At 73.7% G+C, this 15,026-nt stretch carries 13 protein-coding genes; all 13 read right to left on the bottom strand.

Annotated features, from left to right (window positions below; genetic code table 11):
• Positions 1-298: 298 nt before the first annotated feature.
• The 13 genes from RDV89_RS16500 to RDV89_RS16440 all read right to left on the bottom strand — a co-directional run bounded on the left by RDV89_RS16500 (position 299) and on the right by RDV89_RS16440 (position 14,989).
• The gene (locus tag RDV89_RS16500; RefSeq protein ID WP_315734673.1) at positions 299-907 is read right to left on the bottom strand and encodes a DNA-3-methyladenine glycosylase; all 609 of its coding nucleotides are present in this window, start codon (positions 905-907) and stop codon (positions 299-301) included.
• A gap of 19 nt (positions 908-926) precedes the next feature.
• Complete coding sequence (gene argH / locus RDV89_RS16495; protein WP_315734671.1) at positions 927-2,375, bottom strand: argininosuccinate lyase; 1,449 nt, start codon at positions 2,373-2,375, stop codon at positions 927-929.
• 2 nt (positions 2,376-2,377) lie between these two features.
• Entirely contained in the window at positions 2,378-3,808 is a 1,431-nt protein-coding gene (argG, locus tag RDV89_RS16490; protein WP_315734669.1) for an argininosuccinate synthase, read from the bottom strand.
• Between the two features lie 96 nt (positions 3,809-3,904).
• Positions 3,905-4,426 (bottom strand): arginine repressor, encoded by a 522-nt coding sequence (locus tag RDV89_RS16485; protein ID WP_315734667.1) that lies wholly within the window; start codon positions 4,424-4,426, stop codon positions 3,905-3,907.
• A 1-nt stretch (position 4,427) separates the two neighbouring features.
• Positions 4,428-5,390, bottom strand: a complete 963-nt coding sequence (argF, locus tag RDV89_RS16480; protein ID WP_315734665.1) for an ornithine carbamoyltransferase — start codon at positions 5,388-5,390, stop codon at positions 4,428-4,430.
• Positions 5,387-6,604, bottom strand: coding sequence for an acetylornithine transaminase (locus RDV89_RS16475; RefSeq protein WP_315734663.1), 1,218 nt, complete (start codon positions 6,602-6,604; stop codon positions 5,387-5,389). The genes argF and RDV89_RS16475 overlap by 4 nt, the downstream gene beginning before the upstream one ends.
• On the bottom strand, positions 6,601-7,548 hold the full coding sequence (gene argB, locus RDV89_RS16470; protein ID WP_315734661.1) for an acetylglutamate kinase: 948 nt from the start codon (positions 7,546-7,548) through the stop codon (positions 6,601-6,603). The genes RDV89_RS16475 and argB overlap by 4 nt, the downstream gene beginning before the upstream one ends.
• A 41-nt stretch (positions 7,549-7,589) precedes the next feature.
• Positions 7,590-8,741 (bottom strand): bifunctional glutamate N-acetyltransferase/amino-acid acetyltransferase ArgJ, encoded by a 1,152-nt coding sequence (argJ, locus tag RDV89_RS16465; RefSeq protein ID WP_315734659.1) that lies wholly within the window; start codon positions 8,739-8,741, stop codon positions 7,590-7,592.
• 31 nt (positions 8,742-8,772) lie between these two features.
• Positions 8,773-9,276, bottom strand: coding sequence for a hypothetical protein (locus RDV89_RS16460; RefSeq protein WP_315734657.1), 504 nt, complete (start codon positions 9,274-9,276; stop codon positions 8,773-8,775).
• The gene (gene argC / locus RDV89_RS16455; RefSeq protein WP_315734655.1) at positions 9,273-10,307 is read right to left on the bottom strand and encodes an N-acetyl-gamma-glutamyl-phosphate reductase; all 1,035 of its coding nucleotides are present in this window, start codon (positions 10,305-10,307) and stop codon (positions 9,273-9,275) included. The genes RDV89_RS16460 and argC overlap by 4 nt, the downstream gene beginning before the upstream one ends.
• Before the next feature lie 67 nt (positions 10,308-10,374).
• On the bottom strand, positions 10,375-12,903 hold the full coding sequence (gene pheT, locus RDV89_RS16450; RefSeq protein WP_315734653.1) for a phenylalanine--tRNA ligase subunit beta: 2,529 nt from the start codon (positions 12,901-12,903) through the stop codon (positions 10,375-10,377).
• 1 nt (position 12,904) lies between these two features.
• Positions 12,905-14,014 (bottom strand): phenylalanine--tRNA ligase subunit alpha, encoded by a 1,110-nt coding sequence (pheS, locus tag RDV89_RS16445; protein ID WP_315734651.1) that lies wholly within the window; start codon positions 14,012-14,014, stop codon positions 12,905-12,907.
• 63 nt (positions 14,015-14,077) lie between these two features.
• The gene (locus tag RDV89_RS16440) at positions 14,078-14,989 is read right to left on the bottom strand and encodes an EamA family transporter (RefSeq protein WP_315734649.1); all 912 of its coding nucleotides are present in this window, start codon (positions 14,987-14,989) and stop codon (positions 14,078-14,080) included.
• Between the last annotated feature and the right edge of the window lie 37 nt (positions 14,990-15,026).

Raw genomic sequence — 15,026 nt, 5'->3', positions numbered from 1 at the left:
GGCAAAAACAAACAAACTAATCCGTCGACTTATATGACACACTGTTGAGTTCTCAAGAATCACACGCGCACCGCTTGGTCCGGATCTCTCCAGGCCCCTCGGGGCAACCCGCAGAAACTTACCGGTTCAGGTTGACCGTGTCAAACCCGCCTTGCTCGTTCCTGTCGCTGCTCCTGGCGCGCCACTGGCCCGGTCTTTCGACCCGGTCTGTGGGAGCCGCTCGCGGCGACAGGAAGAACATTAGGGGACGTTCTCCACGCCGTGCAAATCGGACGTGAACGGAGGGTGTTTCCCCAGGTCAGGAGCTTGTGCGTCGCCTCGGCGTCTGCCGGCGGTAGCTCGAGACGGTCGGATCGCCCGCCAGGAAGAACCTCCAGGGCCGCTCCTGCTCGCGTCCGACGCCCACGCGCGGGCCCGCCAGAATCATTTCGGGGTCGGGCGTGTCGTGCCGTTCGAGCCGCAGGGGCCCGGTCCCTGCGAGCAGGTCGGTGCCGTCGAACGACCGGTCGACCCCCAGGCAGCGGGTGAGCAGGCCCGGTCCCCGTGCCCACCGCTGCGGCGGGACCTCCGGGCGTACCCGGCCGACCACGTCGTGGCCGGCCACCACCTCGCCGGCTCGCAGGAGCACCCCGCACCCGTGGCCCTCGTGGCCCGCGACCACGTTGAGGCAGTGGTGCATCCCGTAGGACAGGTAGACGTACGCGTGCCCGGCCGGACCGAACATGGTGCGGTTGCGGTCCGTCGGTCCCCGCCACGCGTGCGAGGCGGGGTCGGTCTCGCCGTCGTACGCCTCGACCTCGGTGATCCGCACCCGCACCGGGCCCGCGACGACCGCGCACCCCAGCAACGCGACAGCGGCCTGCTCGACGGGCTGGGTCAGCTCGTCGCGCAGGCCGCTGGTGGTCACGGCTCCTCGGTACCCGGTCTCAGGCCAGGCGTGCACGCAGCTCGGCCGCACGGGCCCGGGCGGCGTCCAGCTGCTCGGCCACGCGCACCGGAGCGGTCCCGCCGACGCCGTCGCGCGACGCGACCGAGCCCTCCACGGTGAGCACCTCGCGCACCCCGGCGTGCAGGGCGGGGTGGATGTCGGCCAGATCGGCGTCCGTGAGGTCGGGCAGGTCGATGCCGGCGGCCTCGCACCGGCGTACGCACTCCCCCGCGACCTCGTGGGCGACGCGGAAGGGCACCCCCTCCCGCACCAGCCACTCCGCCACGTCGGTGGCCAGCGAGAACCCCTGGGGGGCCAGCTCCGCCATCCGGTCGGTGTCGAAGGTCAGCGTGGCGACCATCCCGCTGAACGCGGGCAGCAGGACCTCGAGGGTGTCGACGGTGTCGAACACCGGCTCCTTGTCCTCCTGCAGGTCGCGGTTGTACGCGAGCGGCAGGGCCTTGAGGGTGGCCATCAGACCGGCGAGGTCCCCGATCAGGCGCCCGGCCTTGCCCCGCGCCAGCTCGGCGATGTCGGGGTTCTTCTTCTGCGGCATGATGCTCGACCCCGTCGACCACGAGTCGTGCAGCCGCACGAAGCGGAACTCGGCCGTCGACCAGAGGATGACCTCCTCCGCGAGGCGGCTGACGTCCACGCCGATCATCGCGCCGACGAAGGCGAGCTCGGCGACGAAGTCCCGCGAGGCCGTGCCGTCGATGGAGTTGGCGCTGGAGCCGGTGAACCCCAGCTCGGCTGCGACCCCCCGCGGGTCGAGCCCCAGGCTGGAGCCCGCGAGCGCCCCCGCGCCGTACGGCGAGTCCGCCGCCACGCGCGCGTCCCAGTCGGCCAGCCGGTCGACGTCGCGCAGCAGCGCCCAGGCGTGGGCGAGCAGGTGGTGGCTCACCAGCACCGGCTGCGCGTGCTGCAGGTGCGTGCGCCCCGGCATGATCGCGCCCAGGTGCTGCTGGGCCTGGTCGGCCAGCGCACCGACCAGGTCGAGGACCTGGCCCGCGACCACGCGGGCGTGGTCGCGCAGGAACATCTTGAACAGCGTGGCGATCTGGTCGTTGCGGGAGCGCCCGGCCCGCAGCCGCCCACCGACGTCCGGACCGACCTCGGCGAGCAGCAGCCGCTCGAGGGCACCGTGGACGTCCTCGTCCGAGGGGTCCGGGGCGAGGTCGCCACTGGCGTACCGCTCCCCCAGCACGTCGAGCCCGCGCAGCAGCTCGCCGTGGTCGGCGTCGCTCAGCAGACCGGCGCGGTGCAACGCGCCGGCGTGCGCCCGCGACCCCGCGAGGTCGTAGGGCGTGAGCCGCCAGTCGAAGTGCGTCGAGCGCGACAGCGCCTCCAGCTCCGGGCTGGGGCCGCCGGCGAACCGACCGCCCCAGAGCTTGCCCGTGTTGGTCGCCCCGTCCTTGGACACGTCGCTGGTCCCGTCCTCGGCCATGCTCAGTCGGTCCCGAACTCCATGGCGGCGGCGTCGAGCGCCTCGCCCTCGGCGCCCTCGAGCGCCGGGTTCTCCGTGATCCGGTCGGCGCCCCCGGTCTCGATCTCGCCGAAGAGCGTGCCGTTCTCGACGAGGACCTGGCCCTGGTCGAGGGGCTGCGCCGCGTACGCCTCCAGCTTCCAGCGCGAGTCGGCGATGTCGAGGTTGCGCATCGTCAGCTGGCCGATGCGGTCGTTCGGGCCGAACGCGGCGTTCTCCGTGCGCTCCATCGACAGCTTGTCCGGGTGGTAGGAGAACGCGGGCCCGGCGGTGCGCAGGATCGTGTAGTCCTCGCCCCGGCGCAGGCGCAGCGTGACCTCGCCCGTGACCAGCGAGGCGATCCAGCGCTGGATCGACTCGCGGATCATCAGGGCCTGCGGGTCGAGCCAGCGGCCCTCGTAGAGCAGCCGGCCGAGCTTGCGGCCCTCGTTGTGGTACTGCGCGACCGTGTCCTCGTTGTGCACCGCGTTGAGCAGGCGCTCGTAGGCGATCCACAGCAGCGCCAGCGCCGGCGCCTCGTAGATGCCGCGCGACTTCGCCTCGATGATGCGGTTCTCGATCTGGTCGGACATGCCGAGGCCGTGGCGACCGCCGATGAGGTTGGCCTCGTGCACGAGCGCCACCGGGTCGTCGAAGCGACGGCCGTCGATCGCGACCGGACGCCCCTCCTCGAACGCGATCGTCACGTCCTCCGTCGGGATCTCGACGCTCGGGTCCCAGAACTTCACGCCCATGATCGGCTCGACCGTCTCCAGGGAGACGTCGAGGTGCTCGAGCGTCTTCGCCTCGTGCGTGGCGCCCCAGATGTTGGCGTCGGTGGAGTACGCCTTCTCGGTGCTGTCGCGGTAGGGCAGCGACCGCTCGACGAGCCACTCGCTCATCTCGGCGCGGCCGCCGAGCTCGGTGACGAAGTCGGCGTCCAGCCACGGCTTGTAGATCCGCAGGTCCGGGTTCGCCAGCAGGCCGTAGCGGTAGAACCGCTCGATGTCGTTGCCCTTGAACGTGGAGCCGTCGCCCCAGATGTCGACGCCGTCCTCGTGCATGGCGCGCACGAGCAGGGTGCCGGTGACCGCGCGGCCCAGCGGGGTGGTGTTGAAGTACGCCCGCCCGGCCGAGCGGATGTGGAACGCACCGCAGGCCAGGGCCGCGAGGCCCTCCTCGACCAGCGACGACTTGCAGTCCACGAGGCGCGAGAGCTCCGCGCCGTAGGCCATGGCGCGGCCGGGCACCCCGGCGATGTCGGGCTCGTCGTACTGGCCGATGTCGGCGGTGTAGGTGCAGGGGACCGCACCCTTCTCGCGCATCCAGGCCACGGCCACCGAGGTGTCCAGCCCGCCGGAGAAGGCGATGCCGACGCGCTCGCCGGCCGGCAGGGAGGTCAGGACCTTGCTCACGTGTGATGTCTTCCTTACGTCTCGAGATGGGCTGCGGTCTCCGCAGCAGAGTGTGGGGCACGGCGCGGGCCGGGCGCACGCGGGGAGATCGGGCTCCTACCCGCCCGCGTGACCGTCGGCCAGCGCCGTGAATCGTCGGGCCAGCTCGTCGCCGCGCGCGGGGTCGCGGCCGATCACCAGCACCGTGTCGTCCCCCGCGATCGTGCCGAGCACGCCCGCGGGGTCCGCCTTGTCGACGGCGTTCGCGAGGTACTGCGCGGCGCCCGGGGGCGTCCGCAGCACCACGAGGTTGCCCGCCGCCTCCGCGCTGACCAGCAGCTCGGCGCACAGCTTCGCGAGCCGCGCCCCCGACGAGGCCGTCTCCCGCAGGTGCGTCGGGGTCCGGTCCCCGCCCTCGGCCGGCACCGCGTAGACCATGGCGCCGGAGCGCACCCGCACCTTGACCGCGTCGATCTCGACGAGGTCGCGGCTCAGCGTGGCCTGGGTGACGTGCACGCCCCGGGCGGCGAGGAGCTCGGCCAGCTCGGGCTGGGACCGGACCTCGTGCTGCTCGAGCAGCTCGACGATCCGGCGCTGGCGCGCGCTCTTCGTCAGCGGGGTGAGGGCGGACTCGCTCATGTCAGACCCGGACGTCCGCGTCGAGCACGCGGGAGCGCTGCATGAGGAAGGCCAGCAGCGCCTTCTGCACGTGGCGACGGTTCTCCGCCTCGTCCCAGACCAGCGAGCGCGGGCCCTCCAGGACGTCGGCGCTGATCTCCTTGCCGCGGTACGCCGGCAGGCAGTGCAGCACGACCGCGTCCGGGTCCGCGTGCGCCAGCAGCTCCTCGGTGACCGCGAAGGGACCGAAGATCCGCTCGCGCTCCGCCGCCTCGGACTCCTTGCCCATCGAGACCCAGGTGTCGGTGACCACCACGTCGGCGCCGCGCACGGCCTCGACCGGGTCGTCGAGCGTGCGGACCGAGCCGGACCACGAGGCGGCGTCGACCAGCTCGCGGACCGCGGTCGCCGGCCAGTGGCCCTGCGGCGCTCCGAAGACGACGTCCATCCCGGCCATGGCCCCGGCGATCGCCCAGGAGTTGCCCATGTTGCAGGCGGCGTCGCCGAGGAAGGCGACCGTCAGGCCCTCCAGCCGGCCCTTCGCCTCCTGGATCGTCAGGAGGTCGGCGAGCAGCTGGCACGGGTGGAAGTCGTCCGTCAGGGCGTTGACGACCGGCACGCCGGACCACTGCGCCATCTCCGCCAGCTTGTCCTGCTCGTAGGTCCGCCACACGATCGCGCTCGCCTGGCGCCCCAGCACCCGGGCGACGTCCGCGACCGACTCGCGCTCCCCGATGGCGGCGAGCTTGCCGTCGATCGCCAGCGGGTGCCCGCCCAGCTCCGCGATGCCCGCGGCGAAGGACGCCTGCGTGCGCAGGGTCTGCTTGTCGAAGATCATCGCGACCGTGCGCGGGCCGGCGAGCGGCTTCGCGGCGTACGGCGCGGCCTTGTAGTCGGCCGCGAGGCGCAGCACCTCGGCCTGCTCCGCGGGCGAGAGGTCGTCGTCGCGCAGCAGGTGCCGCACGGGGCCCACCCCGGCGCTCACGCGTCCGCCCCGTCGGCGGCCGCGGCGTAGGCCGCGTCGAGGATGCCGGCCCAGGCCGCCGCGAGGTCGTCCACGTCGCGCTCGGTCAGCACCAGCGGCGGCACGAACCGCAGCCGGTCGGGGCCCGTGGCGTTGAGGATGAACCCGGCGTCCTGGCCGGCGACGACGACGTCGGGCGCGACCGCGACCGAGATGTCGATGCCGACCATGAGGCCGGTGCCGCGCACGGCCGTGACGCGCGGGTCCGCGCCCAGCACGCCGCGCAGCCGCTCGCCGAGGGCGACCGAGTGGGCCAGCAGACCGTCGTTCTCGATCGTGTCGAGCACCGCGAGGGCGGCGGCCGCCGCCAGCGGGTTGCCGCCGAACGTCGTGCCGTGGTTGCCCGGGTCGAACAGCTTGCCGCTGCCGCCCGTGGCGATGCACGCGCCGATCGGCACGCCGCCCGCCAGCCCCTTGGCCAGCGTGACGATGTCGGGCACCACGGTGCCGTCGACGATCGCCGGGTTCTGGTGGGCGAACCACGTGCCCGTGCGCCCGATCCCGGTCTGGACCTCGTCGAGCCACAGCAGCGCACCCGCGTCGTGGGCGACCTGCTGCGCGCGTACCAGGTAGTCGGCCGGCGGGACGACGACCCCGGCCTCGCCCTGCACCGGCTCGAGCAGCACCGCGGCCACCGACGTGTCGACCGCGGCCGCGAGGGCCTCGGCGTCGCCGTAGGGCACGAAGACGACGTCCCCGGGCAGCGGCTCGAACGGGGAGCGGTACGCCTCCTTCGACGTCAGCGCCAGCGCACCCATGGTGCGGCCGTGGAAGCCGCCCTCGGCGACCACCACCCGCGTGCGCCCCGTGCGCCGCGTCAGCTTGAACGCGGCCTCGTTCGCCTCGGTGCCCGAGTTCGCGAAGAACACGCGCCCGTCGGTGCCGAGCAGCTGCAGCAGCAGCTCCGCGAGACGGACCTGCGGCGGCGTGGCGAAGAAGTTCGACACGTGCACGAGCGCGGCGGCCTGGTCGGCCACGGCCCGCACGAGCGCGGGGTGGGCGTGGCCGAGCGTGTTGACGGCGATGCCGCCGAGCAGGTCGACGTACTCCTTGCCGTCCGCGTCCACGACGCGCGCGCCGCTGCCGCGCACCAGCGTGGTCTTCGGCGGGCCGAAGGTGTTCATCAGGGCGTCGGAGTACCGCGCCCCCCAGGCACCGGTGGTGCTCTCGCTCATGCGTCCTCCTTCGGCTGCGGCGCCACCCGGGCGGTGCGGATCTTGGTCGGCACCCCGGGCAGCACCTGGGTGCCGATCCCCTCGTCGGTGAAGATCTCGAGCAGCACGGCGTGCGGCTCGCGGCCGTCGACGACCGTGGCGCGCGGCACGCCGTCCTGGACGGCGCGCAGGCAGGCGGTCATCTTCGGGACCATCCCGCTGGCCAGGCTGGGCAGCATCTCGGCCAGCGCCTCGGGGCTGATCTCGCCGATCAGGTCCGGGCTGTTCGGCCAGTCGCGGTAGAGGCCCTCGACGTCGGTCAGGACCAGCAGCTTCTCGGCGTCCAGCGCGACGGCCAGGGCCGCAGCGGCGGTGTCGGCGTTGACGTTGTGCACGACGCCGTCCTCGTCCGGCGCCACGCTGGAGATCACCGGGACGCGGCCGGCCTCCACGAGGTCGAGCACCGCCTCGGGTCGCACGTGGGAGACCTCCCCGACGAGGCCCAGGTCGACCTCCTCGCCGTCGACGACGGTCGTGGCCGGCACCGCGGTGAACAGGCCGGCGTCCTCGCCGGACAGCCCGACGGCGATCGGCCCGTGGGAGTTCAGCAGGCCGACGAGCTCGCGCTGCACCTGCCCGACGAGCACCATCCGCACGACGTCCATCGCCTCGGGGGTGGTGACCCGCAGGCCGCCGCGGAACTCCGAGCTGATGTCCAGGCGCGAGAGCATCTGGCTGATCTGCGGGCCGCCGCCGTGCACGACGACGGGCCTGAAGCCGGCGTAGCGCAGGAACGCGATGTCCTCCGCGAACGCCTGCTTGAGGACGTCGTCGGTCATGGCGTTGCCGCCGTACTTGATGACGATGATCTTGCCGTTGTACGACTTCAGCCACGGCAGGGCCGCGGCCAGCGTCGCCGCCTTGGCCGTGTCGACCGCGGGCTTGTAGTGGACGTCGTCGCTCACGGAGATCTCCTGCGCGGGCTCGGGGAGCTGGTCGGGGCCGGTCACGACGAGTACGCGCTGTTCTCGTGGACGTAGGCGTGCGTGAGGTCGTTGGTCCACACGGTCGCGCGGTCCTCCCCCGCCTTCAGGTCGATCGTCACGCTGACCTCGCGGGCCTCCAGGTCGACGCCGGCCGGGTCCTCGGCGGGCGTCGACGCGCGGCAGACCCACACTCCGTTCATCGCGACGTCGAGGTCCGCCGGGTCGAACGCGGCGTCCGTCGTGCCGATGCTGGCCAGCACGCGGCCCCAGTTCGGGTCCTTGCCGAAGACGGCGGCCTTGAAGAGGTTCGAGCGGGCGACGCTGCGCCCGACCTCGACGGCGTCGTCCTCGTTGGCGGCGTTGAGGACGGTGATCGCGATCTCGTGGTCGGCGCCCTCGGCGTCCTTGAGCAGCTGCATCGCGAGGTCCGTGCACGCCTGGGTCAGCGCGGCCGTGAAGTCCTCGAGCGTCGGCGTGATGCCGCTGGCACCGCTGGCCAGCACGGTGACGGTGTCGTTCGTCGACATGCAGCCGTCGGAGTCGAGGCGGTCGAAGCTCACCCGCGTCGCCGCGCGCAGCGCGACGTCGAGGTCGGCGGCGTCCACGACGGCGTCCGTCGTGAGCACGACGAGCATGGTCGCCAGCTGGGGGGCCAGCATCCCGGCGCCCTTGGCCATCCCGCCGACGGACCAGCCGGCGCCCTCGACGACGACCTGCTTGTGGACCGAGTCGGTGGTCATGATCGCCTCGGCGGCCTGCTCGCCACCGTCGGCGGCCAGCGCCGCGTGCGCGGCGTCGACGCCCGCGAGCAGGTTCTCCCGGGGGTTGGCCAGCCCGATCAGGCCGGTCGAGCAGACGACCACGTCGACCGCGCCGATGCCGACGCGCTCGGCGACGCGCTCGGCCACGGCGTGGGTGGTCTGGAAGCCCTCCGCGCCCGTGTAGCAGTTGGCGCCGCCCGAGTTGAGCACGACGGCGCGCACGGTGCCGTCCTTGACGACCTCCTGGCTCCACAGGACGGGGTTGGCCTTGCAGCGGTTCGACGTGAACACCGAGGCCGAGTCGAAGCGCGGGCCGTCGTTGACGACGAGCGCGAGGTCCTTGGCGCCGGTGCTCTTCAGGCCGGCGGGGACGCCGGCGGCCCGGAAGCCGGCGGGGGCGGTGATGGTCATGGGGGTTCCTTCTGGGGACGGGCTCGGGAGCTCAGGGGGCGGGGACGGCGGCGGCGACCTCGTGGCCTCGTCGCTTCCAGGCCTTCTCGGCCTGGGAGGAGTCCTCCGCACGCACGATCACCCAGCGCCCGTCGACCGTGGTGGCCGTCGTGGCCGGGATCCCGGCCTCCACGAGGGGCGCCAGCAGCGCCACGAGCACGGTGGCGCCGTCCGCGAAGTCGATCGGCCCGGGCACCTGGAACCCGACCAGCGGCTTGATGCCGCGCGCCTTCGTGGGGACGTTGCGGCCCGCGCAGAGCACGGCCGTCTCGGTCGCCGTCGCGGTGATCGAGAACACCGACGACGACTCCGCCCAGGTGGGGATGTCGGCGCCGGGCCCCAGGCGTACCAGCGCCAGCTTCTCGGGGAACCGCGCGATGGTGTACGTGCGGGACTCGAGGTCCAGCTCGATGTCGTCGGTCGCGGCGGCGCTCGCGGTGTCGGTGGTGTCGTCGGGCTGCTGCACGGGCGTCTCCTGCTGCTCCTCGGCGCTCACGGTGCGAGCCCCACGGTGGACAGGCCGGTGGTCTCGTCGAGACCGAGGGCCAGGTTCATGCACTGGACGGCGGCGCCGCCGGTGCCCTTGGCCAGGTTGTCGACCGCGCCGACGGCGACCAGCCGGCCGGCGGTCTCGTCGACGGTCACCTGGACGTGGACGGCGTTCGAGCCGAGGACCGACTGCGTGGCGGGCCACGTGCCGCGCGGCAGGACGTGCACGAACGGCTCGTCGGCGTACGCCTCGGAGTAGACCCGGTGGGCCTCCTCCTCCGTGAGCGGTCCGGTCAGCGGCGCGGTGCAGGTCGCGAGGATGCCGCGCGCCATGGGCACCAGCAGAGGCGTGAAGCCGACCCGCAGCTCCGCGTCGCCCAGCCGACCCAGGTTCTGGCGGATCTCGGGGGTGTGGCGGTGGACGCCGCCGACGCCGTAGGCGCTCGCGTTGCCCATCACCTCGCTGCCGAGCAGGTGCGGCTTCGGGGCCTTGCCCGCGCCCGAGGTGCCCGAGGCGGCGACCACGGTGAGGTCGCCGGTGACGAGGCCCGCCGCGACGGCCGGCGCCAGCGTCAGGGTCGAGACCGTCGGGTAGCAGCCGGGCACGGCGATCCGGCGCGCACCCTGCAGCTGCGCCCGCTGGCCCGCCAGCTCGGGAAGCCCGTAGGGCCACGTGCCGGCGTGGGCCGAGCCGTAGAACTTCTCCCAGTCGGCGCCGTCGACGAGGCGGAAGTCCGCGCCGCAGTCGATCACCACGGTGTCGTCGTCGAGGGCCTCGGCGATGGGCGCGGACTGGCCGTGCGGCAGGCCGAGGAAGACCACGTCGTGGCCCGCGAGGGTCTCCGCCGAGGTCTCCTCGAGCACGCGGTCCGCGAGCGGGACGAGGTGCGGCTGCAGGGTGCCGAGCAGCTGGCCCGCGTTGGACCCGCCGGTCAGGGCGCCGATGCGGACGTCCGGGTGCGCGAGGAGCAGCCGGAGGACCTCGCCACCGGCGTACCCGCTCGCTCCGGCGACGGCGACGGAGAAGGAAGACGACATGTGAATGACCATACAGGGTCATGCATGACGGGTCGAATCCATTCCCCGCGCGCCGTCGCGCCGGCGGTCAGCCGCGCAGCACGGCGCCTGTCCGCTCCCCCGCCAGGGCGACGGCGGCGTCGCGCGCAGCCGCGGCCTCGCCCTCGCCGAGGGTGCGGTCGGCGGCACGGAACCGCAAGGCGAAGGCGAGCGACTTGTGCCCCTCCTGGACCCCGGCGCCGGTGTAGACGTCGAAGAGCCGCAGCGACTCCAGCAGCTCGCCGGCCCCCTCGCGCAGCGCCGCCTCGACCTCGCCGGCCGGGACGGATGCGTCGACGAGGAGCGCGACGTCCTCCTTGGCGACGGGGTACGCCGAGAACCGCGGCGCCCGCACCGTCTCCGGCGCCGCGGCGAACAGCACGTCCAGGTCCAGCTCCGCCACGGAGGTGCGCGCGGGCAGGTCGAGGCGCGCGGCGATGCGCGGGTGGAGCTCGCCGGCGTGGCCCAGCGGCTGCTCCTCGCCGTCGACGACCACGCTCACGCGGGCGCAGCGGCCGGGGTGCCACGGGGCCAGCTCGTCCGCCGCGACCCGGAGCTCGACGCCCAGCTCGTCGGCCAGGACGCGGACCAGCCCGAGGACGTCGGCCCAGCCGGCGTCACGGGCGGCGCCCCACCAGCCGCCGGCCTCGAGCACGCCGCCCAGGACCAGGGTCAGGTGCAGCGGCTGGCGCGGCACGGCAGCCAGCAGCGCGGCGAGCTCCTCGTCGGTCGGGCGGCGGTCCACCCCGAGCAGCGGCGCCGGCACGTCGGAGGCGAACGCCACTGCGCCGGTCTCGAACAGCGCCACGCCCGGCAGACCCCGGCCCGTGTTGCGGGCGGCGGCCGTGAGCGTGCCCGTCAGCAGCGTGGTCGTGTAGCTGGGCTCCTGGGCCGACAGCGGGTTCGCCAGGCGCACCGTGCGGCGACGCTCGTCGTCGGACGGCACCTCGAGGGCGTCGAGCATCGCGTCCCCCGTGAACGGGAAGCTCACGACCTCGACGAGCCCGGCCCCGGCGAGGACGCGACCCACGCGCCGGCGCAGGCGCTGGTCGCGGGTCAGACCGCGGCCCGCGGCGGGGGTGGGCAGCACGGAGGGGACGGCGTCGTAGCCGACCACCCGCACCACCTCCTCGACCATGTCGAAGGGGTCGGTGAGGTCGGGGCGCCACGGCGGCACGACGACCTCGAGGGTGGCCTCGTCGGCCCCGTCGTCGCTCCCGCCGCCGTCGCGGACCGTGCAGCCCACCGCCGCGAGGTGGCGGCGCGTCGTGGCCGCGTCGATGTCGACACCCGAGACCCGGGCCGGGAGGTCGGCCGCGAGACGCACCGTCACCGGGGCCGGCGGCGTGCCGACGACGGTCACGCCGGGCTCGGCCGTGCCGCCGCCGTGGGCCACGAGCAGCTCGACGACGCGGTCGGCAGCGGCCTCGCAGATCGTCGGGTCCACCCCGCGCTCGTTGCGCTTGCCCGCCTCGGAGGTGATCTTGTGGCGCCGTCCCGTGCGGAACATCGCGACGGCGTCCCAGTGGGCCGCCTCGACCAGCACCCGCGTGGTCGTCGACGACATCTCCGTCGTCTCGCCGCCCATGACCCCGCCGAGACCGATGATCCCGGAGTCGTCGGTGACGACGAGGTCCTCGGGGCTCAGCGTGCGCGCCGTGCCGTCGAGGGTGGTGAGCCGCTCGCCCGCGCTCGCGCGCCGCACGCGCAGGGCGCCGGCGACCTTGTCCGCGTCGTAGCCGTGGATCGGGCGGCCCGCCTCGAGCATCACGTAGTTGGTGACGTCCACCGCGAGGGAGATCGGGCGCATGCCGGCCAGCTGGATGCGGCGCGCCATCCAGTCGGGCGTGGGCGCGGTGGGGTCGAAGCCGGACACGGTGCGGGCCACGAAGACCGGGCACCCGTCGGGGTCGTCGACGACGACGGGGTGGCCCTGGTCGTCGGCGGGCGGGACGTCCCGCTCGGTCGGGTCGTGGAACGCGGCGTCGAAGGCCAGCGCCGACTCCCGGGCCACGCCGCGCAGGGACAGCGCGTACGCCCGGTCGGGGTTGATCTCGAACTCGATGACCTCGTCGCGCAGCCCCAGCAGCGCGAAGGCGTCGTCGCCGGGAGCGCCGGCGTCCGGGGCCAGCACGACGATGCCGTCGGCGGACCCGCCGAAGCCGGCGGGCAGGCCGAGCTCGGCGGCCGAGCAGATCATCCCGGCCGAGAGGTGCCCGTAGGTCTTGCGAGCGGAGATCGCGAAGCCGCCGGGCAGCACCCCGCCCGGCAGCACGACGACGACGAGGTCGCCGGGCTCGAAGTTGTGGGCCCCGCAGACGATGCCCTGGGGCTCGCCGGTGCCGTTGGCCGCTCCGACGTCGACGGTGCACCAGTTGATGGTCTTGCCGTTCTTCTGCGGCTCGGGGTCCTTGGTGAGCACGCGCCCGACGACCAGCGGGCCGGTGATGTCGTGGCCGGGCCGCTCGATCGCCTCGAGCTTGAGACCGAGGTCGGTGAGCCGGCGAGCGAGGTCGACCGTCGTCACCTCGGCGGGCAGGTCCACGTGCTCGCGGATCCAGGAGACAGGTGCCTTCATCTCAGATCTCCGTTCCGAAAGCGGTGGTGAAGCGGACGTCGCCCTCGAAGAACCCACGCAGGTCCTCCACCCCGTGGCGGAACATCAGCGTGCGGTCGATGCCCATGCCGAACGCGAAGCCCGTGTAGCGCTCGGGGTCGACGCCGCAGGCGACGAGCACCCGCGGGTTCATCACGCCGCAGCCGCCCCACTCGATCCAGCCCTCGCCGCGACAGGTGCGGCAGGTCGCACCGTCGGCGCCGACGGCCGAGCCACGGCACACGAAGCAGACGAGGTCGACCTCGGCGCTCGGCTCGGTGAAGGGGAAGAACGAGGGCCGGAAGCGCGTCGAGATGCCCTCGCCGAACATGGCGGCGGCGAAGTGGTCGAGGGTGCCCTTCAGGTGGGCCATCGTGATGCCCTCGTCGATCGCGATCCCCTCGACCTGGTGGAACATCGGCGAGTGGGTCGCGTCGTACTCGTCGGTGCGGAAGACCCGGCCCGGGCACGCGACGTAGATCGGGGGCGTACGCGTGAGCATGGCGCGCGCCTGGACGGGCGAGGTGTGCGTGCGCAGCACGACGTGGTTCTCGGCCGGCTCGGTCCAGAAGGTGTCCTGCATCGTGCGCGCCGGGTGGTCCGGACCCAGGTTGAGCGCGTCGAAGTTGAGCCACTCGGCCTCGATCACGGGACCCTCGGCGATCTCCCAGCCCATCGCCACGAACACGTCGGCGATCCGCTCGGCACCGGTGGTCAGGGGGTGGCGGGCACCGCGCGGGCGCCGGTCGACCGCGACGGTCACGTCCACGGCCTCCTCGACCAGGATCCGCGCCTCGTGCTCGGCCTCGAGCACCGCGGCCCGCGCCTCGAGGGCCTTCGCGACCTGGCCGCGCGCGCGACCGACCCGCTGACCGGCGTCCTTGCGGGCCTGCGGCGGCAGCGCGCCGATCTCCCGGTTCGCGAGGGCGAGCGGCGAGCGGTCACCGGTGTGCTCGATGCGCACCACCTTGAGCGCCTCGAGGTCGGGCGCCTCCGCGATGGCGGCCAGGGCCGCCGTGGTCATCGCGTCGACCTCCTCGGCCTTCAACGGGGTGACCTCGACGGGGTCGTACGAGCTGTTGGGGCCGGACATCGTGGCCTTTCCGCGTGGACTGACTCAGACGGCGCGGCGGGAACCCGCCGACCGCGGCACAGTCTAGGAAGCACCCGTCGCCACCGACGAACCGGTTTCGGCTCGCGGTCCCGCGGCGCGCCCCGAGCGGCCGGTCGCCACCGCGACCGCGCCGAGCACCACGGCGACGCCGACCAGCTGCGGGAGCGACAGGTGCTCGGCCGCCAGCAGCGTGCCCAGGAGCACCCCGGTGACCGGGTTGAGCAGGCCGACGACACCGACCGAGGCCACGTCGAGCCGCGCCAGGCCGACGAACCAGCAGACGAACGCGAGCGCGGTCGCGACCAGGGAGACGTACGCGAAGGCCGCCGCCTCCACCGCGCTCGGCACGGGCGGCGCCCCGTCGGCGACCGCGGCCACGACGACCAGCGCACCACCGCCGGCGAGCAGCTGCCAGGCCGTCGACGCGACGACGGGCACCGGGTGCACGGCCGACCAGCGCCGGGCCAGCACGAACCCCAGGCTGGAGCTGAGCAGCGCGGCGAGGGACGCACCGAGCCCCAGCGCGTCGACCTCGCCCCGGGCGCCCTCCACGACCAGCACGACGCCGACGAGACCGACGACGGCCGCGGCCACCGCGCGAGCGCGCGGCCGGTCGCCGTGCAGCGCCCAGGCCATCGCGGCCATCACCAGCGGCGCCGCGGCCATCACCACCGCGGCGATGCTGGAGGGCAGGCGCTGCGCGGCGACGTAGACCAGCAGGAAGAAGACACCCACGTTCAGCACGCCGAGCACGCCCGCGCGCCACCACCAGCTCCCCCGCGGCAGCGCCCGGGCGACCGCGAGGAGCACGAGCCCGGCCGGCACCGCGCGGACCGCGGCCCCCCACAGGGGCGCGTCGGCGGGCAGGAACTGTCGCGTGACGTAGTACGTGCTGCCCCAGGCCACCGGCGCCACCGCCGTGACGAGGGCCGCCTGCAGGTCGGGACGTCTCATGACGGTCCCAATATCTTCCACGGAAGATATATTCCGG

The sequence above is a fragment of the Nocardioides imazamoxiresistens genome (assembly GCF_032378595.1).
Lineage (GTDB): Bacteria > Actinomycetota > Actinomycetes > Propionibacteriales > Nocardioidaceae > Nocardioides > Nocardioides imazamoxiresistens.
The sequence above is the reverse complement of the archived record's forward strand: the minus strand, read 5'-3'. Positions and strand labels throughout refer to the sequence as shown.

Bases quoted from the DNA above. Each gene is read 5' to 3' on its own strand.
- RDV89_RS16485 (WP_315734667.1), bottom strand. From the start codon at position 4,426: ATGAGCGAGTCCGCCCTCACCCCGCTGACGAAGAGCGCGCGCCAGCGC.
- RDV89_RS16475 (WP_315734663.1), bottom strand. From the start codon at position 6,604: ATGAGCGAGAGCACCACCGGTGCCTGGGGGGCGCGGTACTCCGACGCC.
- argJ (WP_315734659.1), bottom strand. From the start codon at position 8,741: ATGACCATCACCGCCCCCGCCGGCTTCCGGGCCGCCGGCGTCCCCGCC.
- pheS (WP_315734651.1), bottom strand. From the start codon at position 14,014: ATGTCCGGCCCCAACAGCTCGTACGACCCCGTCGAGGTCACCCCGTTG.
- argC (WP_315734655.1), bottom strand. From the start codon at position 10,307: ATGTCGTCTTCCTTCTCCGTCGCCGTCGCCGGAGCGAGCGGGTACGCC.
- RDV89_RS16440 (WP_315734649.1), bottom strand. From the start codon at position 14,989: ATGAGACGTCCCGACCTGCAGGCGGCCCTCGTCACGGCGGTGGCGCCG.
- pheT (WP_315734653.1), bottom strand. From the start codon at position 12,903: ATGAAGGCACCTGTCTCCTGGATCCGCGAGCACGTGGACCTGCCCGCC.
- argH (WP_315734671.1), bottom strand. From the start codon at position 2,375: ATGGCCGAGGACGGGACCAGCGACGTGTCCAAGGACGGGGCGACCAAC.